The organism is Roseovarius sp. JB2-10, assembly GCF_055693585.1.
In genome coordinates this window covers 3325923-3347860 of sequence record NZ_CM146337.1, presented here as the reverse complement: position 1 = coordinate 3347860, position 21938 = coordinate 3325923, and the positions used below count along the sequence as shown (strand labels likewise).

Sequence of the window (21938 nt, the reverse complement as noted above, 5' to 3'; positions counted from 1 at the left end):
TTTCTACCCGCAGGCGCGATGATTTGGCGCAGGTGGTGCCGGTTGATACCGCAAACATGACATATATTTAGAGCAAAATTTTAGGGGGACACGATGGGATCAGCGCTGGAACTTGCGGCAAACAACTTCTTATCCCCTGTCATATTGTGTTTTCTGCTGGGATTGGCCGCCGCATTGGCACGATCCGATCTGAGTTTCCCGCAGGCGATTGCCAAGGGCATGTCGCTTTATCTGCTCTTTGCGATCGGGTTCAAAGGCGGGGCCAGCGTTGCGGACCATGGCGTCGATGCATTGCTGATCGTGTCCCTGATCGCGGCTGTGATCCTGTCGGCGGGGTTGCCGTTTCTGGCGTTCTTCCTGCTCAAGGCGATGACCCGGTTGAGCACATTGGATGCGGCCGCGGTGGCGGCGCATTACGGATCGATCTCCATCGTGACCTTCGTGGCCGCCACATCGGTGCTACAGGCCCAGGGGATCAGCTCGGAAGGGTTCATGGTGGCCGTGGCCGCCGCGATGGAAGCACCTGCAATTGTATCGGCGTTGTGGCTCATTTCGCGACGCGGTGAGAATGCCGGCGGGCAGGGCGGCATGAGTGCCGAACTGATGCGGGAAGTCCTGCTCAACGGGTCTATCGTTCTGCTGGTCGGCGCGTTTGCCATCGGCTGGATCACCGGTGCCGAGGGCAAGGCCGAGATCGATCCCTTTATCACCGCACCGTTCAAGGGCGTGCTCTGCCTCTTCCTGCTCGATATGGGGCTGGTTGCGGGGCGGGGCCTGCGCGAGATCCAAAGGCACGATGTCGCGGGGGATTGTGGTCTTTGGTCTGATCATGCCGCTGGCAGGCGCGCTGTGCGGTTTGGGTGCGGGGGCCTTGATTGGCCTGTCGGCCGGTGGCGTTGCGCTGATGATGGTCCTGTCGGCCTCAGCCAGTTACATCGCGGTGCCTGCGGCCATGCGGGTGGCGCTGCCCGAGGCCAACCCTGCCGTCTATCTCACCTTGTCATTGGGCATTACATTCCCCTTCAATGTGACGGTCGGTATCCCGATCTACATTGCCGTGGCCACAGCTGTGATCGGAGGATAATCGATGGAAATGCATCACGCCAAACGCGTCGAGATCATCATTGAAGCAATCATGGAATCGCGTCTGACCAAGCTTTTGATCGAAGAGGGCGTGACCGGGTTTTCGGTTCTGCCGGTCAAGGGCGGATCAGGCCGGTCCGGCCATTGGAGCCGCGAAGGGACCATCGGGCGGGCGGACGGCATGTCATGTGTTGTGTGCATGATCCGACCGGAGCGTCTGGACGGGCTGTTGGAAGCGGTGATGCCGGTGATGGAGCGCCATATCGGCGTGGTCAACATCACCGATGCGCAGGTGATGCGGGCCGAACGGTTCTGATCAGGTCAGCGCCTTGCGCAGATCGACAGACAGATCGTTGACGGTGCCAACCACCTGCACGTAATCCAGCAGCGAGGCCTCGGCAAACCCTTCGGCGATCAGATGCCCCAGCATCTGGATCAGAGGCTGCCAGAAATCTTCTGTATTCAGTAGGAAGATCGGTTTTTCGTGCAGGCCCAGTTGCCGCCATGTGAGCACTTCGAAAAATTCATCCAACGTGCCAGCACCGCCCGGTAAAACAATGATCGCGCTGGAGTTTTTGAACATCAGCTCCTTGCGCTCATGCATTGTGGCGGTCACGATCAATTCGCTGAGATCGGCCTTGCCAACCTCGGCCAGCATCAGGTGTTCGGGGATCACGCCGAAGGTTTTGCCGCCCGCCTCCTGTGCGGCGCGTGCGGTGGCGCCCATCAGCCCTACATCGCCCGCGCCATAAACCAGACGCCAGCCATGATCGGCCAGCATCTGACCCACTGCCTTGGCTTCTTGTTCAAAGATCGGTTGCACGCCCGAACGTGCGCCGCAAAAGACACAAACAGAGCGTGCTACCATGAAATTCCCACCGTTTCTCAAAGGGTTGTTTTGACCAGTGATACCCTTGTTGTTATCGTCCGACAACCGTGCACCATATTCGACGCGGGCGATGGAAGGTAAAAGATGAACGAAAACAATGCGGTAAACCGCAGCTCTTTGATTGGCTTTCTGATCGTTTTACTGCTGGGTGTCGGTGGCGCTGCGGCCTATTTCTCGGGCTTTCTCGACGGGCCTAATCGCGGCACAACGGACGTTGCTGGTGAGAGCCAGCCCGTGGAGGGTGCTGAAGCTGCGGCAGGGGATGAAACTACTGCGCCTCAGGCCACGGACGAAGCGGATACCGTGGATGCGATTGATATCGGGTCAGAGGGCACCGAGACCGCGCAATCAACCGATACGGCTAACCAAGAGACAGACACAGCAGCGCTCGCCGATCCGGACACGGAGGCGGCAACAGACACGCAGACGGAGGCGGGTTTGAGCGACGTTGAACAAACAGATGCGGCAGCAACACCACCCTCAATCGATACGTTCCGTCTGGAACCGGACGGGCGCATGCTGGTGGCCGGTCGGACGCAGCCGGATATGGAAACAGCGATCTTGCTGGATGGCACCACGATCACGTTGGCCGATCCGGACAGCAGTGGTCAGTTCGTAGCGTTCATTGATATCGTGGCGAGTGACGCGCCGCGGGTGCTGTCACTCTCGATGCGCCCGGCGGACGGCGGCGAGGCCATTGCATCGATCGAAGAAATCATCATCGCACCAAGCCCCACCGCCTTGGCAGAAGCTGCACCAGACGCGGGCACAGGGGCTGCCGAACTGCAAAGCAACACCGACACAAGCGACCAGACCGAAACCACTGTGACCGAAGGTGGCTCGGATCAAAATACAACCGAGCAGACCGCACAATCGGCCGAAGCAGAAGACAGTGTGACGCAATCACAAACCGTTCTTTTGGCGGATGAAAGCGGTGTGCGCGTTCTGCAGGCGCCCGAGGTTGCCGGTGCGGGACCGGAATTGATGTCTAACGTGGCGCTTGATGCGATTACCTATTCGGATCAAGGGCAGGTCGAACTCTCGGGACGTGCGCAGGGCGACGGGCATGTGCGGGTCTATCTGGACAATACGCCAATTGGCACCTCGCAGATCGCAGGTGACGGCAATTGGCGGTCTGAACTGCCGCTGGTCGACACTGGCAGTTACACGCTGCGGATCGATGAGATTGACGCCGAAGGCAACGTGACGTCGCGGGTTGAAACGCCGTTCAAACGGGAGGGCGACATTGTTCTGGCCGAGGTGCAAACCGCCGACAATCAAACCCAGATCAGCGCTGTGACGGTGGTTGAAGGCTCGACCCTTTGGGCAATTTCGCGTGCAGCGTATGGGGAGGGCATTCTCTATGTTCGGGTCTTTGAGGCCAACAAGGACCGGATCCGCGATCCCGATCTGATTTACCCCGGTCAGGTCTTTACCATTCCCAAATAGGCAGGGGGCTGGCAATCACCTGATCACCGGCCTATGTCTGGTCGACCGGAGTGGAACAAAGCCCCCTTTATGCGACCAACCAGCCTGACAACCCCAGATGCGCCAACAAATGGCTGGCGGACCATCCGCCGGGTGGCGCCGTATCTGTGGCCTGCGGATCAGCCTTGGGTCAAACGCCGCGTTGTGCTGGCGCTTATTGCTTTGTTCACGTCAAAACTGATCGCGGTGGGCACACCTTTTTTCTACAAGGCGGCGGTGGATGCGCTGGCGGGCGAAGGCGTGAGTGCGGCGTGGATGCTGGGCTTTGGGGCGGTTGGGCTGACCGTCGGCTACGGCATGGCTCGGTTGATGACCGTCGGCTTTCAACAGCTACGGGATGCGATCTTTGCGCGGGTCGGACAACGCGCGCTGAGGTCGCTGGCGCTCAAAACCTTCCGGCATATCCACGCGATGTCGATGCGCTATCACATCACGCGCAAAACCGGGGGGCTCAGCCGGATCATCGAGCGGGGCGTCAAGGGCGTGGAATTCCTGCTGCGGTTCCTGCTCTTTTCAATTGGCCCGCTGATCCTTGAGCTACTGATGATCGGCGTTGTGCTTTGGACGCTGTTTGATTTTCGCTATCTCATGGTGGTGGCGGGCGTGATTGCGGCCTATGCGCTCTATACCTTCATGGTGACTGAATGGCGCGTGAAGCTGCGCCGCGAGATGAATGAGCAGGACACGGATGCCAACCAAAAGGCAATCGACAGCCTGCTGAACTTTGAAACCGTCAAGTATTTCGGTGCCGAGGAGCGCGAAGCGCTGCGCTATGACGGGGCGATGGCGGGATACGAAAAGGCGGCACTTCAAACCTCCTATTCGCTGGCCATACTGAACTTTGGCCAGTCGTTGTTGATCACCAGTGGGCTTGTGATTGTCATGGTCATGGCCGCAATGGGTGTGCAATCCGGCACGCTGACGGTGGGCGATTTTGTGATGGTCAATGCCTACATGATCCAGATCACCATGCCGCTGAATTTCCTGGGCACCGTGTACCGCGAAATCCGCCAGTCGCTGGTGGATATGGGCGAGATGTTTGATCTGCTGGAACAGGCCCCGGACGTGACCGACAAGCCAGATGCCAAGGCAGTTCGGGTCGATGGCGGACGGGTCGAGATGGAGAACGTGCATTTTGGCTATGATGCGGCGCGGCCCATTCTAAAAGGCGTCACGCTGGCGGTGGAGCCGGGTCAGAAAGTGGCCGTTGTCGGCCCCTCTGGTGCCGGGAAATCCACCATCGGGCGGCTGCTCTTTCGGTTCTATGATGTGCAGGACGGGGCGTTGCGCATCGACGGGCAGGACGTGCGTGACGTCACCCAGGAGAGCCTGCATGGCATCATCGGTGTGGTGCCGCAGGACACGGTGCTGTTCAATGACACGGTCGGCTACAACATTGGTTATGGCCGTGATGGCGCGTCACAGGCCCAGATCGAAGAGGCCGCGCGGGCGGCACAGATCCACGATTTCATCGCCGGTTTGCCGGACGGCTACGACACGCTGGTCGGGGAGCGCGGGTTGAAGCTCTCGGGCGGTGAAAAGCAACGGGTGGGCATTGCGCGCACGCTGCTCAAGGATCCGCCGCTGCTGTTGTTGGACGAGGCCACAAGTGCGCTCGACAGCGAGACCGAGCAGGACATTCAGGAGGCGCTGGCCGTGGCCGGGCAGGGGCGGACGGTCATCACCATCGCGCACCGTCTGAGCACTGTGGCGGATGCCGACCGGATCATCGTTTTGGAGGATGGCCGGATTGTCGAAGAAGGGTCGCACGCGGAATTGCTTGCCCGTCAGGGTCGATATGCCAGTCTGTGGGATCGTCAGGCCAATGAGCGCGCACCTGGCCGGGCCGCGGAGTGACGTAGCGTCACGTCTGTTCTGATGATGCTTTGATCGCTTGTGACACGGGCGACGATTTTTTCCCCTTTGGTCAAGCCCGCAAGAGGCGCATCGTGACCCCATCACAACAATTTCGTGACGCCGGTGGGAATTTTATGCCGGTTCGTTTCGGTTCAATTCAAGGGCCGTTTTTTGACCACTTTTATTGGAGTTGGTGGGATGATTGATGGTGTCGTACTGTCGATTTCGCCATGTGAAGAGATGGCGCATATTTGGTGCGTATTGAGTGATGTGCCGCTGTGTCTGGCCTATCGTGATGACTTCCCCGAGCTTTGGCCCGCGCTGCAAATCGGCGCGCGGGTGCAGTTGGAAGTCAAGCCAACGGGCACGACGATGCGGGCGGTTGATGTTAAACTTTTTCACCCGATGAGGCGTGAAAATGCCTGCGCGCGGTCGGCTTATTCGGCGGCGCGCAGGGGGCTTCCCTTCGGCGGCTGTTTCGTGTCCGTATCTGCCTTCGGGGCCGGGTCAGAAGGGGATGAAGTTGGTGCCGGTTCCATGTCCCAGATGATCTCGGGAGCGCGCACCCGGCGGGCTTCGATGTTGAGCGCCCAGTCCCGCGCCACGCGGCTGGTGCGGCCCAGGGACAGTTTGGCCAGTGCCTTGGCGATCCATGCCACATAAACCGCTGCCCAGATCCGGAGGGCCAGCATCGAGGGCGTGAAGATCAGCGTCAGCACCGTTGCAATGCCCAATCCAAAGACTACGGCGGTGGCCAGCTGTGTCCACCAGAGCGCCGTGGGGCTGTTGAAGGAATATCCTCCTTCCGCGAAATTGAGGCTGAGCCCGAACATCATCGGGGCAAGGCCGGCCATGGTGGTGATCGTGGTCAGCAGAACCGGCCGGATGCGCGCCTCGGCGGTGCGGGTGATCGCCTCGATCCGGGGCATATAGCGCGAAAATTCCTGATAGGTGTCAATCAGAACAATGTTGTTGTTCACCACAATTCCCGCCAGCGCAACGATGCCTGTTCCGGTCATGATGATCGAAAACGGCTGGTTCATGACCAGCATCCCAATTAGCACACCGGTGGTCGACAGCACCACCGCCAGCAGGACCAGGACGGCGTTGTAGACGCTGTTGAACTGCGCCAGCAGGATGATGAACATCAGGCCCAATGCGCCCAAAAACGCCTGCTGCAGGAAGGCACCGGATTCTTCCTGATCCTCGGCATCGCCGGTCCATTCATATTCGATGCCCGCCGGGATCACGCCGCTTTCCAGCCATTTGGTCAGCTCTTCGATGCGTTCATTGGCGGTAAGGGGGACGTCCGTTGTATTGCCGTTCTCATCCGTGGCGGTTGATTGCAGGCCGTCTACAATGGCCGCCTTCACGTCGAAATAGCGGGTCTGGTCGACGCGGTCGATCTGACCCAGTTTGGGAACAGGTTGACGGCTGATGAAATTGTTGAGTGGCACAAGCCCCTTGTCGGTCCGCAGCTTGAGCGTATCGAGCGTGCTCAGCACACGGTCTTCTTCGGGCAGGCGGATGCGGATATCAATCTCTTCATCGCTACTGTCCACCCGCATCGTGTCCAGCAGAATGCCGCGGGTGACAAGCTGCACCATCGCGCCCACAGTGGCCACGTCCGCGCCGTAGCGACCGGCCTTTTCGACATCGACATCAATCTGCCAGTCAATGCCGGGCAGGGGCAGGGTGTCTTCGACGAGACGCAGCCCGTAGGTCTGATCGAACTGCGCGCGGGCTTCTTCGGTGAAGGCTTTCAGGGTGTTCCAATCATCGCCCTTGATCCGCAAATGCACCGGCTTGGCCGAGGCGGGGCCCTGTTCCAGTGCCACAATCTCGATCTGCACACCGGGGATTGTCTGGAGGCCCTCGGTCAGCTCACGAATGGTCTTGTTGCCATCGGTTTCAGGGCTTGAAATCTTGCGGTCAATATCGATGTCCAGCAGCGGAATGGTAAACCATGTTTCACGCGCGGTCGGGCGCTCTTCCCACGGATAGAGTTCGATCTGGATTTGACCCACGGTATCAAGAGGGGCCTCAGCGCCGCCCGTATTATTGTTCAGGCCCCCGTCACCGGCAAAGGCGAAGGCGCTTTTGATGTTGGGGTGCGAGAGCACGATCTGTTCGGCCTGATCGACCAGCGCGTCTTTTTGATCCAGCGAGAGGTTGCCGCGCGCCTTGACATAGACCAGCGCGTTTTCCGGCTGGCTGTCCACGAAGAACTCGACGCCCTTGTTGTTGTTGATGAAGAACATCAGCACCGAGCCCACCAGCACGAAGATCGCACAGAAGGCCAGAAGCGGCGCAACCGGGTTGGCGGCGATCATGTGGATGAACCAGCCAAAGGGCGATCTGCGGTACCCGGCCGAGACTTTCTCGCGGCGCGCAATGCGCCAGCGCGCCAGACCACCATAGGCCCGCGCCGACAGAACAGGGCGCAAAAGGCGCATCACGACATTCATCAATTGCGTACCGATCCAGCGCAGTACCTGCCTGAATCGGGGCACCAGCGCCATCAGGCCCAAAAGCGTTGCCACGACCGCGGCAAGACCCGCGGCGGCAAAGGTCACCACGCCCAGAAGAAGCGCAAAGGCGGTCAACAGCGTGGGCACCACCGAGGTTAGAATGCGCGTGCCATCCATGCCCGCAAACTGGGCGCTGACGGCCTCCAGCAGGGTCGGAATGATGCCGGACGTGCCCGCCAAAACAATCGCGGAGATGGGGAAGATCAGCAGGTGCCACAGCCAATAGCCGGTGGCGATGTGGTGAATGCGGTTGTTGAACCAGCGCTCCATGCGCCCTGTGACACCGCCCATGACCGGCAGATAGACCAGCGCCACCAGCAGGGAGGCGCTGAGTACGAAGATCAGCGTGACCGGCAGCATGCGCATGAACTGCCCCGGCACACCGGGCCAGAACAGCATCGGCATGAAGGCGCAGAGCGTTGTCGCGGTTGAGCTGATCACCGGCCAGAACATCCGCTTGGCGGCCTCGACATAGGCATGCATCGGGCCGGAGCCTTCGCGGATGCGTTTGTCGGCGTATTCGACCACCACGATGGCGCCATCCACCAGCATTCCCACGGCCAGGATCAGGCCGAACATCACCATGTTGGAAATCGCCACGCCCATGAGCGCCAAAAGTGCAAAGCACAACAGGAACGAGGTCGGAATTGCAAAACCCACCAGCAGCGAAGGCCGGATGCCCAGGGTCGCCAGCATCACGATCATCACCAGCGCAATGGCCGTCAGAACCGAGCCTTCAAGCTGTTTGACCATCGACGCAATCACGCGGGATTGATCGTTTGATGTACCCACCTCGATGGCGGCCTGCAGTTCGCTTGGCCATGTCTTTTCGGCCTCAGCCACAGTGTCGCGCACCAGCTGCGCGGTGTCGATCACGTTGAACCCTTTGCGCTTGACCACTTGCAGGGCGACGGTGTTTTCGCCGTTGAACCGGGCCGTGCCCAGACGATCTTCGAAGGTCAGGTTGATCGTCGCCAGATCGCCCAGTGTGATGACCCGGTCGCCATTGGTTTTCACGGGCAGGTCATAGATGTCGCGGGTTTCATCAAAGGATGAGGGGATCTTGACCGAAAACGCGCCTTGCTCGGTCTCAACCTCGCCTGCGGCGATCAACTGGTTGTTGTTCTGCACCACGTTGATCAGCTCGATCGCGGTGACATTGTAGGCCTCAAGACGCAGCGGATCGATCACCACCTCAACCATCTCGTCACGGTTCCCGGCGATACCGGCCTCGAGCACGGGTTCGAGACTTTCAAGGCGGTCCTGCAGGTCCTTGGCCAAACGGGCCATCGTGCGTTCCGGTACGGCACCCGAGAGATTGACGATGATGATCGGGAACTCGCTGAAATTAATCTCGTTGATCGAGTATTTCTCGGCCCCGTCAGGGAAATCCGCTTCGGCGGTGCTCATCGCATCGCGCACATCCGCAAGGATTTTGGTCTTGTCCCAGCCAAATTCGAATTCAAGGGCGACACCGGCATAGTTTTCCGAAGCCGTGCCGGACATGGTTTTGAGCCCGTCGAGATCGGAAAGCTCGGTTTCCATGACCTTGACCAGTAGTTTTTCACTATCCTCGGCCGAAATTCCGGGGAAGGGGACCGACACGAAGAGGGCGGGGATTTCGATGTCGGGCTCGCCCTCTTTCGGCAGGCCGACATAGGCCAGGCTGCCCGCCAGAAGCGACAGCACGATAAAGGCAATGACCATCCGCGCCCGCGCGGCGGCCCAATCGACAAGGCCCGTCATTGGCCAAGCTCCTGAAACGAAGGCGCCACGGCCACCCCGTCAGTGACAAATTCCTGACCAATGATGATCACGTCCGCTTCTTCCGGCAAACCGGCCAACCAGACGCCGCTTGTGGTGTCCCGCAGCAACGTCACTTCAAAGAACTTCGCCGTGCCTTCCGCTGTGACCAGCCGGACACCCAGCACTCCCTCGTTGTTCAGCGTCAGGGCGGATTGCGGCAGCAGATGCGCGGTGCTGCCGTCGGCGGCAATGGCGATCTCGGCGGTCTGACCGTCGCGCAGACGCAAATCCGGGTTGGGCACTTCGATTTCAACGCGGAAGGTCCGGGTTTCGGAATCTGCGGCGCGCGACAGGAACGTCACCGTGCCTTCGATTTCATCGCCTGCCGCCAATCGGCCTCCGGCGCGGGCGCCCAGTTCGATCCGGTTGACCTGGGTCTCAGGCACAAAACCCACCAGCATCACAGGATCAAGCTGCACGATGGTGGCGCACAAATCACCCGGTTGCAGCAAGCTGCCCAGCTCGGCCGTGTCTGATTCCAGCAGGCCCGCAAAGGGCGCTGTGATCGACAAGCGGTTGATTTCATTCTGTGCCGCCGCCACGGCGGCTTCGGCAGATTGAATGCCGGATTTAGTGCCCTCAAGACCGGAACGCGCGGTTTCGACCCCGGCCATGGCCGAGCTTACGGCAGCTTTGGTGGCCGCAACGCGGGTTTCGGAAGCAAAGCCGTCCTGTGACAGTCGTGCGGCGGCATTGTCATTGATGCGGGCCTCTTCCAGCATGGCCTTGGCCTCATCCACCCGGGCTTCGGCCTCGGGAACGCGCGATTTGGCCTCCTGCAGGCGGGCAACAGCCTCGGCCAGTGTGGCTTCACGTGCTGCCGGATCCAGCCGGCAGAGCAATTGGCCTGCCTCCACGAACGCGCCTTTGCGCAGGGGTTCGGAAATGATCTGACCCGAGGTTTCGGCGCGCAAATCAACCTGACGGTCGGCTTCGGTCTGGCCCCGCAACACAACGGCGCTGTCGATTGTGCGGGCCACGGAACGCACGGCCACAACACCGACCCGTTTGGCGGTGTCTTCATCTGTGACGGCCACGTTTTGCGCCGTTGATGCATCGGCAGTTTCCTGCCCGGTCAACGCATCGCGCTGAAAAATAAACGCATAAACCAGAGCGGAAACCACAAGTGCCGCCAGAATCGGAAATAGTCGCATGTCAGTACCTTCCAAACCTGCACAGGTACAACATACCTTAGATGGCAGGTTCTTCGCATAATTCAATACGGTATACGCTAAACCGTCCGGTTCAGATTAAACTTTTGATCGCCGGTCTGCAAGATGCTCCTTTTGCACAAGTTCAGCGGCCTCTTGGCAGGGCCGGAGCGACAGGTTAAGAGGGGTCGGAAAGACAAAAAAGGCTTCAGGCGTGAGCGATACCGACAGTTTTATTGATGAGGTGACCGAAGAGGTTCGCCGCGACAGTTTGTTCAAGGCGATGCGGCGCTATGGCTGGATTGCGGTGCTGGCGGTGATTGTCATTGTGGGTGGGGCTGCGTGGAATGAATGGTCCAAGGCGCAAGAGCGCGCCGTGGCGCAGGAATTCGGTGATGCCATGCTGGCGGCGCTTGAAGTCCCGGATCGCAGTTTGCGGGCGGCGGCGTTGTCGGATGTGACAGCGCCCAACCCGGCCAGTCAGGCGGTGCTGGATCTTTTGGCGGCGGCTGAAGAATCGGCAGGCGCCCCTGCCGATGCCGCCGCGCGCCTTCTAGCGCTGGCGGACAAAGAAGGGGTTGATCCGATCTATCGCCAGATTGCCATGCTGAAAGCCATGACCATTCCCGGCTCAGGGCTGAGCCCGGCGGATCGTCGCACACGGTTGGAAGGTCTGGCACTGGGGCAGGGCGTGATGCGCCTTCTGGCCGAGGAACAACTGGCGCTGGTGGATGTCGAAACCGGCGATGTTGAAGGTGCGATCGAGCGGTTGCGGGCGATCATCTCGGATGCGGGTGTCACACCGGACTTGCTTCGACGGACGTCGCAGGCGATTGTGGCGCTAGGGGGCGATTTGCAGGACCTGCAGATCGATCAATAGCGGAGTATGATGTCCGGCAGGTAGCGGGCGTTTATGAACAGGGGTCAAGTGGGGGCACATGTGTTGAAACAATATGGTATTTTGCTGGGGCTGATCAGCGCCGCCGTCCTCAGCGCCTGTTCCGACGACGAACCGATTTTGCCCGGTGCGCGGGAAAACATCCGTGACGTTCTGCTGTCTGCGGCGGATGAGCCCGCGGCCGAAATCCCCGAGGATCGCGCCCGCCCCTTGGCACTTGCCGCACAACGCTCCAACGCGGAATGGTCGCAATCCATTGCATCGCCCGACACGCGCACCGACCATCCCGCACTTTCATCCGCACCGACACTGGCCTGGTCCGTGTCGATTGGCGCGGGCGACGGGCGCAAGACCCGCATTACCGCTGATCCGGTCGTGGCCGATGGCCGCATCTACACGCTCGATTCCGAGGCGCGCGTCTCTGCTGTCTCGACCAGTGGACAGGTTCTGTGGACCCGCAATCTTGTGCCCTCGACCGATAAAAGCAGCGATGCCAGCGGTGGCGGACTGGCCTATGGCAACGGCACGCTCTTTGTGTCGTCGGGCTTTGGGTTGATGACCGCGCTGAACGGTGAAACCGGCACTGAAATCTGGCAACAAAACCTGCGCGCGACGGGCTCTGGCAGCCCGACCGTGCGGGGCGACATCGTTTATCTGGTGGCCGGCGATGAACTGGCCTGGGCGCTTGACGCGAAGGATGGTCGCATCCGCTGGCAGCTCTCCGCCACGCCCGACATCAACAACGTCATGGGCGGTCCGGCCCCGGCGGTGACGGACAAATATGTGGTCTTTGCCTTTGGCTCCGGCGAATTGCAGGGTGCATTCCGCAAGGGCGGGTTGCGCCTCTGGGATGCGCAAGTTGCCGGTCAGCGCCTTGGATATTCAGCGGCGCGGGTGGGGGATATCACCGGTGATCCGGTTGTGGTTGGTGACAGGCTTTATGTCGGGAGCCATTCCGGACGTGTCGTCGCCCTTAACCTTGGCAATGGCAAACGCATATGGACGGCCAATGACGGGGCATTGAACCCGGTCTGGCCGGCGGGCGACTCGATCTTCTTGATCTCGGACCGCAACGAGCTGATCCGCCTGAATACAGAGGATGGCACCAAGGTCTGGAGCAACGAGCTGTCGTTCTTCACTAAGAACCGCCCAAAACGTCAGGCCGAGATTTTCGCCCATCACGGGCCGATCATTGCCGGGGGCAATCTGATTGTGGCCTCCAGCGATGGTGTCCTGCGCCTTTATGATCCGGTGTCGGGCGCGTTGCGATCGAGTGTCAGCATGCCAAGCGGGGCAAGCACCAACCCCGTGGTCGCTGGCAATACGCTTTACGTCGTGACGTCCCGGGGGCAATTGGCCGCTTTCCGTTAAGCGCGTGATGCTGTAACAGGGCCGCCTGACCGGTTTCGGAGCCTGTGAAAGATGACCTTCACCCTTGCCATCGTGGGGCGGCCTAATGTGGGCAAATCCACGCTGTTCAATCGCCTTGTTGGCAAACGTCTGGCGCTGGTTGATGACCAGCCCGGCGTGACGCGTGATTTGCGCGAAGGGGCGGCGCGTCTGGGGGATCTGCGCTTTACCGTGATTGACACCGCCGGTCTGGAGGAGGCCACTGATGCCTCGCTTGAGGGGCGCATGCGCAAGCTGACGGAGCGGGCGGTGGATATGGCCGATATCTGCCTCTTTCTCATCGATGCCCGCACGGGTGTGACGCCCACGGACGAACTTTTTGCCGACATCCTGCGCAAGCGCAGCGCCCATGTGATCCTGGCCGCCAACAAGGCCGAAGGATCGGCAGCGGATGCTGGCGTGATTGAGGCTTACGGTCTGGGGTTGGGCGAGCCTATTCGCCTGTCAGCGGAGCATGGCGAGGGGTTGAATGACCTCTATGCACAATTGATGCCGCTGGCGGACCAGTTCGAGGAACGCGCCCGTGCTGAAGCACCAGAGACGGATGTTGCGATTGATGAAGAGGGCGAAGATGGCGTGCGCGTGCCCACCATGGCACGGCCGTTGCAGGTGGCTGTTGTCGGCCGGCCCAATGCGGGAAAATCGACGCTGATCAACAAGATACTGGGTGAAGATCGCCTATTGACCGGCCCTGAGGCAGGGATCACCCGGGATGCCATTTCGGTGCAGATCGACTGGGATGGCCTGCCCATGCGCGTGTTTGATACTGCGGGCATGCGCAAAAAGGCCAAGGTGCAGGAAAAGCTCGAAAAGCTCTCCGTCGGCGACGGGCTGCGCGCGGTCAAATTCGCCGAAGTGGTTATTGTCCTTCTGGACGCGGCGATCCCGTTTGAGCAACAGGATCTGCGCATCGCTGATCTGGCCGAGCGCGAGGGCCGCGCCGTTGTGGTGGCCGTAAACAAATGGGACGTAGAACCCGAAAAGCAGCAAAAGCTGCGTGACCTGCGCGAATCCTTCGAACGCCTTTTGCCGCAATTGCGCGGCGCGCCGTTGGTGACCGTGTCGGCCAAAACGGGCCGGGGGCTTGACCGGTTGCACGCGGCCGTGGCCAAAGCGAATGAAGTTTGGAACCGGCGTGTGACCACCGCTCAGCTCAACCGCTGGCTCACCGGTATGCTGGAACAGCACCCGCCGCCCGCGCCCGGCGGCAAACGGATCAAGCTGCGCTACATGACCCAGGCCAAGACCCGGCCACCGGGATTTGTGGTGATGTGTTCGCACCCTGACAAACTGCCCGAAAGCTATTCGCGCTATCTGGTGAATGGCCTGCGGGTGGATTTCGATATGCCCGGCACGCCAATCCGCCTGCACATGCGCAGTCAGTCCGAAAAAACCCCTACAAGGGCAAGAAAAAATCGACCCCGTCGCGTCTGCGCAAGCATTTGGGAAAACCAAACCCGAAGGCCTGAACGGTGTTGACGCAGTCTGCGGTTCTGCGTGAATGTGGCCCCAAGATGCCGGGTCAATCGGCGCACCCATGGGGACACGATGAAACGGATTTTGATCTTTTGCGATGGGACGTGGAATTCGCCCACGGACGCCAAAACCACCAATGTGCGCAAGCTTTTTGAGGCCGCAGAACAGAACAGCGCACAGGAAAAACACTATTTTCCAGGGGTTGGCACCGGCGGGCGGATGTCGACCTTTGTTGGCAAATGGATGAACAAGATCGGCGGCGGTGCGTTTGGATGGGGTCTCAATCGCAACATCAAGGTGGCCTATGCGGCGCTGGCGGCCAGCTATAACCCGGGCGATCAGATCATGATTTTTGGCTTTTCGCGCGGGGCCTATACGGCGCGCTCGCTGGCCGGGATGATCCGCAAATGCGGGTTGCCGCCCAAGGACAAGGTCACCCGGCGTGTGGTCAACAAGGCGTTTCGCCTCTATCGCAAGCGCGGTACGAACAACCGACCCGATGCGCGTGATATCCGGCGGGAACGGCGCAAAATCTCACCCAAGCTTGCCACGTCCGAGACGGACCGCACCAAGCGTAATGACGGCTCGCGCGTGATCGAGATTGCCTATCTGGGCGTCTGGGACACAGTTGGCGCGCTTGGCATTCCCAAGAACCTGCTGGGCCCGCTGGCGCGCCACATCAACAGGCGGCATCAGTTTCATGACACCGAGCTGACCAGCCTGGTTAAATCCGCACGTCACGCCGTGGCGCTGGATGAGCGGCGCAAGTTTTACACGCCGTCGCTTTGGGGCAATCTGGACCGCGGTGCGGGTGGCGGCCTCAACCGGGGGCAGCGCGGGGCAGGTCGGCCTTATCAGCAGATGTGGTTCATCGGTGATCACCGCGTACTGGGTGGGCGCAGTGCTGCCAAGCCCCTTTCGGCCTATGGGATGAGTTGGATCGTGGCCGGGGCCAAGAAAAAGGGCATGACCCTCAAACGGGGCGCGCGGATACCCGATGCCCGCGCCAACGCCACAGCTTCCGCGCCCGAGATGAACAATCCCAAAGGGTTTTACAAACTGGCGCCCAACCTTCTGGCGTGGCGCGATGGGCCACGACGCCGCTCTGACAGGCACCCATCGGTGGATCAACGGCTGGCGGCGGACCCGCTTTATCGGCCCCGGTCCATGGCGGCGTTGCGACCGGATCTGATGCCCGGATCGCGACGCGTCACCTAGCTGTTGCGATAGGCCAGCGTGCCGATGGCAACGGCCCCGCCGACGGCCAGCAAAACAACGCCCGTCTCTTCGCCCCAATTGGCCAGCGCCACGGCGACAAGGGCCCAGATCACCGTGACCCCGTATTCGGGCGCGCGGCGCAGGGCGCTCTGCACCGTTGCGGCAAAGATCAGCGCGGCGATGAGGGCAGCATATGCCCAGCCCAATTCGCCAAACCCGATGCCGTAGCCCGCGCCCAAGAGGCCAATGGAAACAAAACTGGCCGCCGTGAGCCAACCCGCGTAGATGGCCAGTGGCGCCTGCAGCAGCCACCGATCTGGACCGCCGGAGCGAAAGAGGGCCGCGATGGCTGACAGGAGCATGACCCAGATCAGGATCGTGGCCATGATCGGGCTGACCTCCGCCACTGAGAGCCATGAGGCGCCCACCGCCAGACTGATGAAAAGCGGCCAGCGGGGCGCGTCCCAGGCCGGGTCAGTATCGCGGCGCAGCAGGCCAAAGACCCCGTGCGCCATCAGCCACAGGTAAATAAGCCCCCAGATCGCAAAGGCATAGCCCGCGGGCTGCACTGGCGGGCGGTCCTGCGGGATCGGGTATTGATCCGGCTCAAACCCGTCAAAGGGAACGAAAAACGGCGATACCGCAAAGGCAAACGCGGCGACGGCGAGCAGAACGGCCTTTAATCTCATGCTATCCATGGGCCTATAACGGTTGGCGCCGCGATTTGGTTCACTTTCAGATCAAGTTACCATCGGCCGCCAGCGTGGTTTTGCCACCCAGATAAGGGTGCAGAACCTCGGGCAGCGTGACCGAGCCATCCGCCTGCTGGCCGTTCTCCAACACCGCGATCAGGCACCGCCCCACCGCCAGGCCCGAGCCGTTGAGCGTGTGCAGGAATTGGGGTTTGCCGCCATCCTTGGGCTTGAACCGCGCGTTCATGCGCCGCGCCTGGAAATCACCGCAGACGGAGACCGAGCTGATCTCGCGGTAGCTATCCTGCCCGGGCAACCAGACCTCGATATCATGCGTCCGGCGCGCGCCAAATCCCATGTCCCCGACGCACAGAACCACCGTGCGATAGGGCAGGCCCAGCTTTTCCAGAATGCCCTGAGCGCAGTCTGTCATCCGGTCCAGTTCTTCGCGGGAATGGTCAGGATGGGTCACGCTGACCATCTCGACCTTCTCAAACTGGTGCTGGCGCAGCATGCCCGCGGTGTCGCGGCCCGCGCTGCCGGCCTCAGACCGGAAGCACTGGGTATGGGCCACATAGCGGCGGGGCAGGTAGCTTTCATCGACCGTGGCACCATTGACGATATTGGTCAGCGTGACCTCCGCCGTGGGCACCAGCCACCAGCCATTGGTAGTCTCGTAGCTGTCTTCGCCGAACTTGGGCAACTGGCCTGTGCCAAACATCATCTCGGGGCGCACCAGAACGGGTGTCCAGGTCTCGGTCAGGCCGTTTTCATCGATATGGGTGTTGATCATGAACTGCGCCAAAGCCCGGTGGATGCGCGCCACGGCGCCGGACATGACAACAAACCGCGCGCCGCTGAGCTTGGCGGCGGTTTCGAAATCCATGCCGGGTTTGACGCCCTCGATCTCATAATGCTCCTTGGGCGCGAAATTGAGCGCGCGGGGCGTGCCCCATTTATGGATTTCGACGTTATCGGCCTCATCCGCCCCATCGGGCGTGTCGGCAAAGGGCAGGTTGGGCAAGCCCATCAACAGCTCTGTCAGCTGCTCATCAAATTTCTTGGCCTCGGCCTGCATCGCAGCGACTTCGGCCTTTTTCTCGGCCACAAGTCCGCGCAGGCGCTCAAATTCCGCGTCATCGCCCTTGGCCTTGGCGGCGCCGACTTCCTTGGACGCCTTGTTTTGCTCCGACTGGGCGGTTTCTGCGGCATGGATATGCGCCCGGCGCGCCTCATCAATCTCAAGGATTTCGCCCGAGATGGCATCTGCGCCGCGCCGCGCCAGGGCGGCGTCAAAATCGGCAGGGTTTTCGCGGATGGCACGGATATCATGCATCTTGGGATCGTCCTTTGGTCAATTGAATCGCTCTTATGTGCCTTATGCACCAGAAATCTGGCGGGGTGTAGGGGATGAAAGCCGGATCGATTTCCCGCACTTCTGCGGGTTTGGACTGTGGCCGCCATCTGCGTGGTCCATCTATATCCGCGACGGACCGAACTACAACCTATCCGCGATTGATTGCGTGCCGTTTTGCACAAAACCACCAAACGGGCCAAAACCTTGGACCGTTAGGGCCCGCTTGATCCTTTCTCGCCTTGCAAATGGCCTGCGCGAACCATAGGTTCCGTCCAAATTCGCGGGGCACGTGTAACGGCGCATGATCCCGCCCTCTGACAAGAAGGAAAACAATTTATGGAAGCGCTTGGACAGTTCGTTCCTCTCATTCTGATATTTGCCATCATGTGGTTCCTGTTGATCCGCCCTCAGCAGAAAAAACTCAAGGAACACAAAGCCATGGTCGAAGCCGTGCGCAAGGGCGATCAGGTGATCACCCAAGGCGGTCTCATTGGCAAGATCAGCCGGGTCAAGGATGCCGATGAAGTGGAAATCGAGATCGCATCAGGCGTCAAGGTGCGGTTGGTCAAGAACACCATTGCTCAGGTCCTGTCCAAGACCGAACCCGCAGATAATTAATCGCGCCAAAAAGCCGCTGAGAAGCGACCTATAAGATATTGAAAAGGCTAAACAATGCTTCAAATCGATCTGTGGAAACGCATTGTGATATGGAGCCTTGTGGCCCTCGGGCTGCTTCTGGCTTTGCCAAACGGCTTCTACAATCGGGTTGAAAGCCACAACGACGCGGTTGCCGCGATCACAGCGGATGCCGAACGCCCTTCTCTGACAACGGAAGAACGCACGCTACTTCTGGCGGATCAGGGCAAGTGGCCCGGCTGGATGCCTTCGGCATTGGTCAATCTTGGCCTCGATCTGCGCGGTGGTGCGCATCTGCTTGCAGAGGTCGACGTCAAACAAGTTTATCAGGCACGGGTTGAGGGCATGTGGCCCGAAGTGCGCGATTTGCTGCGGCAGGAACGCGCTACAATCGGTCCTATTCGGCTTCAGCCAACGGAGGCGCCAGAGCTGCGCGTGCGTCTGGTGCAGAACCCGGAACAGGTTGAACAGGCCGCCACCTTGGTGCGCGGGCTGGCGCGTCCGGTTGTGACACTGACCGGGGTCGGAGCGACAGATATCGACGTCTCCACCCAGGATGATCAGTTGATCATTCGCCTTAGCGAGGCCGAACAACTGGCCACGGATGAGCGCACGATGCGCCAATCGCTGGAAATCATCCGCCGCCGGATTGACGAGGTTGGCACGCGTGAGCCCACGATTCAGCGCCAAGGGGCGGATCGTATCCTGATTCAGGTGCCGGGCATCGGCAGTGCGGCCGCGTTGAAAGACATCATCGGAACAACCGCGCAGCTGACGTTTCAGCCGGTTGTCGGGCGCAGTGGCAGCGCGGATGAAGCGCCGGGAGCAGGCAATGAAATTCTGCCGTCGATTGACGAGCCCGGAACCTATTACATTCTGGAACGCGCACCGGTCGTGACCGGCGAAGAGCTGGTCGATGCGCAACCCGATTTCAACCAAAACGGGCTGCCAGCCGTGTCTTTCCGGTTCAATCCGACCGGCGCGCGCAAATTTGGGGACTACACGGCGGAAAACATCGGCAATCCCTTTGCAATTGTGCTGGATGAAGAGGTCATCAGTGCGCCTGTGATCCAAAGCCATATTGCGGGTGGCTCCGGTATCATCACCGGACAGTTTACCGTGGAGGAGGCCACCAATCTGGCCGTTCTCTTGCGGGCAGGGGCATTGCCCGCGCCACTGGATTTTCTTGAAGAACGAACCATTGGGCCGGAACTCGGCGCGGATAGTATCGAGGCCGGTAAGATCGCCTGTATCGTTGCCTTTGTTCTGGTGCTGGTCTTCATGTTCCTGAGCTATGGCACCTTCGGTATTTTCGCCAATATCGCGCTCATTGCCAACGTCGCGCTGATTTTCGGCCTGCTCAGCGCCATCGGGGCCACGCTGACCCTACCGGGGATTGCGGGGATCGTGCTGACCATCGGGATGGCCGTGGATGCCAATGTGCTTGTCTTTGAGCGCATACGTGAAGAACTCAAGACCGCTAAAGGCCCCGCGCGGGCCATCGAACTGGGCTATGAAAAGGCGCTCAGTGCCATCACCGATGCCAATATCACCACCTTCATCACCGCGCTTATTCTCTATGCTATGGGCTCCGGGCCGGTCCGTGGCTTTGCCATTACCCTTGGTCTCGGGATCATCACATCGGTCTTTACGGCGATCTTTGTGACCCGCCTGATGGTGATCATCTGGTACGAGCGCAAACGGCCCAAAACCGTGCTGCAGGGCAGGGCGCTGCGCATGGTGCCCAAGGATACCAAATGGGATTTCTTCCGCCGCTGGCGCATGTCTCTCGGCATCTCGGCGGTACTAATCGTCGTTGCCGGGGCATCGTTCCTCTTCCAGGGGCTGAACTACGGCATCGATTTCCGCGGCGGTACAACCATCCGGACCGAAAGCGCGCAGCCGGTAGATGTGGGCCAATACCGCGACGCCATCGCGCAGCTGGAACTGGGGGATGTGTCGATTGCCGAGGTGTTCGATCCCACCTTCGGCCCGGATCAGAACGTGGCCATGGTCCGCGTGCAGGCGCAGGAGGGCGAGCAGAGCGTATCCAACGATGTCATTGTGAAGATCGAAGAGACGCTGACATCCGTGGTGCCTGATTTGAAATTCACCTCTGTCGAAAGCGTTGGGCCCAAGGTCTCGGGCGAGTTGATCACGGCGGCGATTATTGCGGTCACGCTCGCGATCGGGGCGGTTTTGATCTATATCTGGCTCAGGTTCGAATGGCAGTTTGCCGTGGGCGCCGTGGTGGCGCTTGTGCATGACGTGGTGCTGACCATCGGGATATTCTCAGAGCTTCAGATACAGTTTGATCTGGCCATCATCGCGGCGCTTCTGACCATTGTGGGCTATTCGCTGAACGACACCGTGGTGGTCTTTGACCGCGTGCGGGAGAACCTGCGCAAGTACAAGAAAAAGCCTCTGTCCGAGGTGCTCAACATCTCGATCAACGAGACGCTGAGCCGGACCGTCATGACCTCTGTGACCACGCTTTTGGCACTTCTGGCGCTGTTTGTGCTGGGCGGGGACGTGATCCGCGGGTTCGTATTTGCGATGATCTGGGGTGTGATCGTGGGGACATATAGCTCGGTCTTCGTGGCCAGCACGATCCTGCTGTGGTTGGGTGTGAAACGCGATTGGAGCAAGCCGGACGCCAATGCCGGCAATCAGTTTGCCAATGTAGATGCCTGACATTCTGGCGCAGGTCTGGGCCACGCCCGGTCTGATCTGGCTTGTCGTTGCCATCAGCTTGGCAGGCATCGTGCGCGGCTTTTCCGGCTTTGGCACGGCGCTGATCTTTGTACCGGTCGCGGGTATCTTCCTGCCGCCTGAAACGGTTATTGCCGTCATGGCCCTCACGGGGATTGCCAGCACCGCCGCCCTGATCCCACGCGCCTGGCGGCAGTCTGCCCGGGTCGAGGTGGGCAAACTGGCGCTGGCGGCGCTTTTTACCGTGCCCTTGGGCCTCTGGATCATGACCCAGCTGGATGAGATCACTGTGCGCTGGATTGTGGCGGTGATCGCTGGGGGCACCTTAATGTTGCTTGTCGGCGGTTGGCGGTTTTCCGGCCATATGAACCTGCCGGGCCTTCTGGCAATTGGCGGGGCGGCCGGGATCGTGGCGGGTATGACCGGGCTCACGGGGCCTGTCGTGATTCTGTTCTATCTCGCGGGGCAATCCGTGGCCGAACGCGTACGAGCCAATACGATCCTCTTTCTGGCAATCGTCGATGTGGCGCTGGTGGCCAACCTGCTCTGGGGCCGCGCCATCGGCTGGTCCGAAGTGGCACTGGCGCTGACCCTGGCCGTGCCCTATTTTACCACCACGATGATCGGGCAGGCGCTGTTTGACCCGAAATACGAGAAACTCTACCGCCTTGTGGCCTATGCGGTCATTGGTCTGGCGGTGGTCAGCGGTCTGCCGCTCTGGGGATAGGAGCCAT

14 protein-coding genes and 2 pseudogenes are annotated in these 21938 nt (G+C 60.4%); 11 read left to right on the top strand and 5 right to left on the bottom strand.

The genetic code is table 11. The features are described 5' to 3' along the window. The first annotated feature begins 93 nt into the window (after window positions 1-93). Both ACZ1HJ_RS16695 and ACZ1HJ_RS16690 read left to right on the top strand, forming a co-directional pair. Window positions 94-1084 (top strand): annotated as a pseudogene (locus ACZ1HJ_RS16695) (sodium-dependent bicarbonate transport family permease). Window positions 1085-1087: 3 nt separating this feature from the next. Next, the gene (locus tag ACZ1HJ_RS16690) at window positions 1088-1399 is read left to right on the top strand and encodes a P-II family nitrogen regulator (RefSeq protein ID WP_472719766.1); all 312 of its coding nucleotides are present in this window, start codon (window positions 1088-1090) and stop codon (window positions 1397-1399) included. On the opposite strand, the gene ACZ1HJ_RS16685 is transcribed toward ACZ1HJ_RS16690, so the two are convergent. Continuing rightward, on the bottom strand, window positions 1400-1951 hold the full coding sequence (locus tag ACZ1HJ_RS16685) for an LOG family protein (RefSeq protein WP_472719765.1): 552 nt from the start codon (window positions 1949-1951) through the stop codon (window positions 1400-1402). 105 nt (window positions 1952-2056) lie between these two features. On the opposite strand from ACZ1HJ_RS16685, the gene ACZ1HJ_RS16680 reads away from it, so the two are divergent. Together ACZ1HJ_RS16680 and ACZ1HJ_RS16675 are read left to right on the top strand one after the other, a co-directional pair. Next, window positions 2057-3421 (top strand): LysM peptidoglycan-binding domain-containing protein, encoded by a 1365-nt coding sequence (locus ACZ1HJ_RS16680; RefSeq protein ID WP_472719764.1) that lies wholly within the window; start codon window positions 2057-2059, stop codon window positions 3419-3421. Window positions 3422-3490: 69 nt separating this feature from the next. Beyond that, window positions 3491-5317 (top strand): ABCB family ABC transporter ATP-binding protein/permease, encoded by a 1827-nt coding sequence (locus ACZ1HJ_RS16675; protein WP_472719763.1) that lies wholly within the window; start codon window positions 3491-3493, stop codon window positions 5315-5317. A gap of 437 nt (window positions 5318-5754) precedes the next feature. On the opposite strand, the gene ACZ1HJ_RS16670 is transcribed toward ACZ1HJ_RS16675, so the two are convergent. Further along, on the bottom strand, window positions 5755-9594 hold the full coding sequence (locus ACZ1HJ_RS16670) for an efflux RND transporter permease subunit (protein WP_472719762.1): 3840 nt from the start codon (window positions 9592-9594) through the stop codon (window positions 5755-5757). After that, window positions 9591-10808 carry an efflux RND transporter periplasmic adaptor subunit gene (locus ACZ1HJ_RS16665; protein ID WP_472719761.1) on the bottom strand — a complete coding sequence of 406 codons (1218 nt, stop codon included), beginning with the start codon at window positions 10806-10808 and terminating at the stop codon, window positions 9591-9593. The genes ACZ1HJ_RS16670 and ACZ1HJ_RS16665 overlap by 4 nt, the downstream gene beginning before the upstream one ends. Before the next feature lie 211 nt (window positions 10809-11019). Here ACZ1HJ_RS16665 and ACZ1HJ_RS16660 point away from each other — a divergent pair, with 211 nt between their 5' ends. From ACZ1HJ_RS16660 to ACZ1HJ_RS16645, 4 genes and pseudogenes are all read left to right on the top strand, one after another. After that, window positions 11020-11685 (top strand): hypothetical protein, encoded by a 666-nt coding sequence (locus tag ACZ1HJ_RS16660; protein ID WP_472719760.1) that lies wholly within the window; start codon window positions 11020-11022, stop codon window positions 11683-11685. Between the two features lie 33 nt (window positions 11686-11718). Then, the gene (locus ACZ1HJ_RS16655; protein ID WP_472719759.1) at window positions 11719-13074 is read left to right on the top strand and encodes an outer membrane protein assembly factor BamB family protein; all 1356 of its coding nucleotides are present in this window, start codon (window positions 11719-11721) and stop codon (window positions 13072-13074) included. Between the two features lie 51 nt (window positions 13075-13125). Then, window positions 13126-14582 (top strand): annotated as a pseudogene (gene der / locus ACZ1HJ_RS16650) (ribosome biogenesis GTPase Der). A gap of 79 nt (window positions 14583-14661) precedes the next feature. Next, window positions 14662-15807 carry a DUF2235 domain-containing protein gene (locus ACZ1HJ_RS16645; RefSeq protein WP_472719758.1) on the top strand — a complete coding sequence of 382 codons (1146 nt, stop codon included), beginning with the start codon at window positions 14662-14664 and terminating at the stop codon, window positions 15805-15807. Here the strand turns inward: ACZ1HJ_RS16645 and ACZ1HJ_RS16640 are convergent. Continuing rightward, window positions 15804-16496: a hypothetical protein gene (locus tag ACZ1HJ_RS16640; protein WP_472719757.1), complete on the bottom strand. Its 693-nt coding sequence runs from the start codon at window positions 16494-16496 to the stop codon at window positions 15804-15806. The genes ACZ1HJ_RS16645 and ACZ1HJ_RS16640 overlap by 4 nt on opposite strands. 46 nt (window positions 16497-16542) lie before the next feature. Then, on the bottom strand, window positions 16543-17835 hold the full coding sequence (gene serS / locus ACZ1HJ_RS16635) for a serine--tRNA ligase (RefSeq protein WP_472719756.1): 1293 nt from the start codon (window positions 17833-17835) through the stop codon (window positions 16543-16545). 357 nt (window positions 17836-18192) lie between these two features. Here serS and yajC point away from each other — a divergent pair, with 357 nt between their 5' ends. From yajC to ACZ1HJ_RS16620, 3 genes are read left to right on the top strand one after another with little or no spacing between them, the layout of a single operon-like run. Further along, complete coding sequence (yajC, locus tag ACZ1HJ_RS16630; RefSeq protein ID WP_472719755.1) at window positions 18193-18474, top strand: preprotein translocase subunit YajC; 282 nt, start codon at window positions 18193-18195, stop codon at window positions 18472-18474. Window positions 18475-18528: 54 nt separating this feature from the next. Further along, window positions 18529-21186: a protein translocase subunit SecD gene (gene secD, locus ACZ1HJ_RS16625; protein WP_472719754.1), complete on the top strand. Its 2658-nt coding sequence runs from the start codon at window positions 18529-18531 to the stop codon at window positions 21184-21186. After that, window positions 21179-21931, top strand: coding sequence for a sulfite exporter TauE/SafE family protein (locus tag ACZ1HJ_RS16620; protein ID WP_472719753.1), 753 nt, complete (start codon window positions 21179-21181; stop codon window positions 21929-21931). Before secD ends, ACZ1HJ_RS16620 begins: the two co-directional genes overlap by 8 nt. Window positions 21932-21938: the final 7 nt, after the last annotated feature.

What these genes read in the sequence shown, in the direction of transcription:
- ACZ1HJ_RS16690 (WP_472719766.1), top strand. Translation starts at nt 1,088, where the DNA reads ATGGAAATGCATCACGCCAAACGCGTCGAGATCATCATTGAAGCAATC.
- ACZ1HJ_RS16685 (WP_472719765.1), bottom strand. Translation starts at nt 1,951, where the DNA reads ATGGTAGCACGCTCTGTTTGTGTCTTTTGCGGCGCACGTTCGGGCGTG.
- ACZ1HJ_RS16680 (WP_472719764.1), top strand. Translation starts at nt 2,057, where the DNA reads ATGAACGAAAACAATGCGGTAAACCGCAGCTCTTTGATTGGCTTTCTG.
- ACZ1HJ_RS16675 (WP_472719763.1), top strand. Translation starts at nt 3,491, where the DNA reads ATGCGACCAACCAGCCTGACAACCCCAGATGCGCCAACAAATGGCTGG.
- ACZ1HJ_RS16670 (WP_472719762.1), bottom strand. Translation starts at nt 9,594, where the DNA reads ATGACGGGCCTTGTCGATTGGGCCGCCGCGCGGGCGCGGATGGTCATT.
- ACZ1HJ_RS16665 (WP_472719761.1), bottom strand. Translation starts at nt 10,808, where the DNA reads ATGCGACTATTTCCGATTCTGGCGGCACTTGTGGTTTCCGCTCTGGTT.
- ACZ1HJ_RS16655 (WP_472719759.1), top strand. Translation starts at nt 11,719, where the DNA reads ATGAACAGGGGTCAAGTGGGGGCACATGTGTTGAAACAATATGGTATT.
- ACZ1HJ_RS16645 (WP_472719758.1), top strand. Translation starts at nt 14,662, where the DNA reads ATGAAACGGATTTTGATCTTTTGCGATGGGACGTGGAATTCGCCCACG.
- ACZ1HJ_RS16640 (WP_472719757.1), bottom strand. Translation starts at nt 16,496, where the DNA reads ATGAGATTAAAGGCCGTTCTGCTCGCCGTCGCCGCGTTTGCCTTTGCG.
- serS (WP_472719756.1), bottom strand. Translation starts at nt 17,835, where the DNA reads ATGCATGATATCCGTGCCATCCGCGAAAACCCTGCCGATTTTGACGCC.
- yajC (WP_472719755.1), top strand. Translation starts at nt 18,193, where the DNA reads ATGGAAGCGCTTGGACAGTTCGTTCCTCTCATTCTGATATTTGCCATC.
- secD (WP_472719754.1), top strand. Translation starts at nt 18,529, where the DNA reads ATGCTTCAAATCGATCTGTGGAAACGCATTGTGATATGGAGCCTTGTG.
- ACZ1HJ_RS16620 (WP_472719753.1), top strand. Translation starts at nt 21,179, where the DNA reads ATGCCTGACATTCTGGCGCAGGTCTGGGCCACGCCCGGTCTGATCTGG.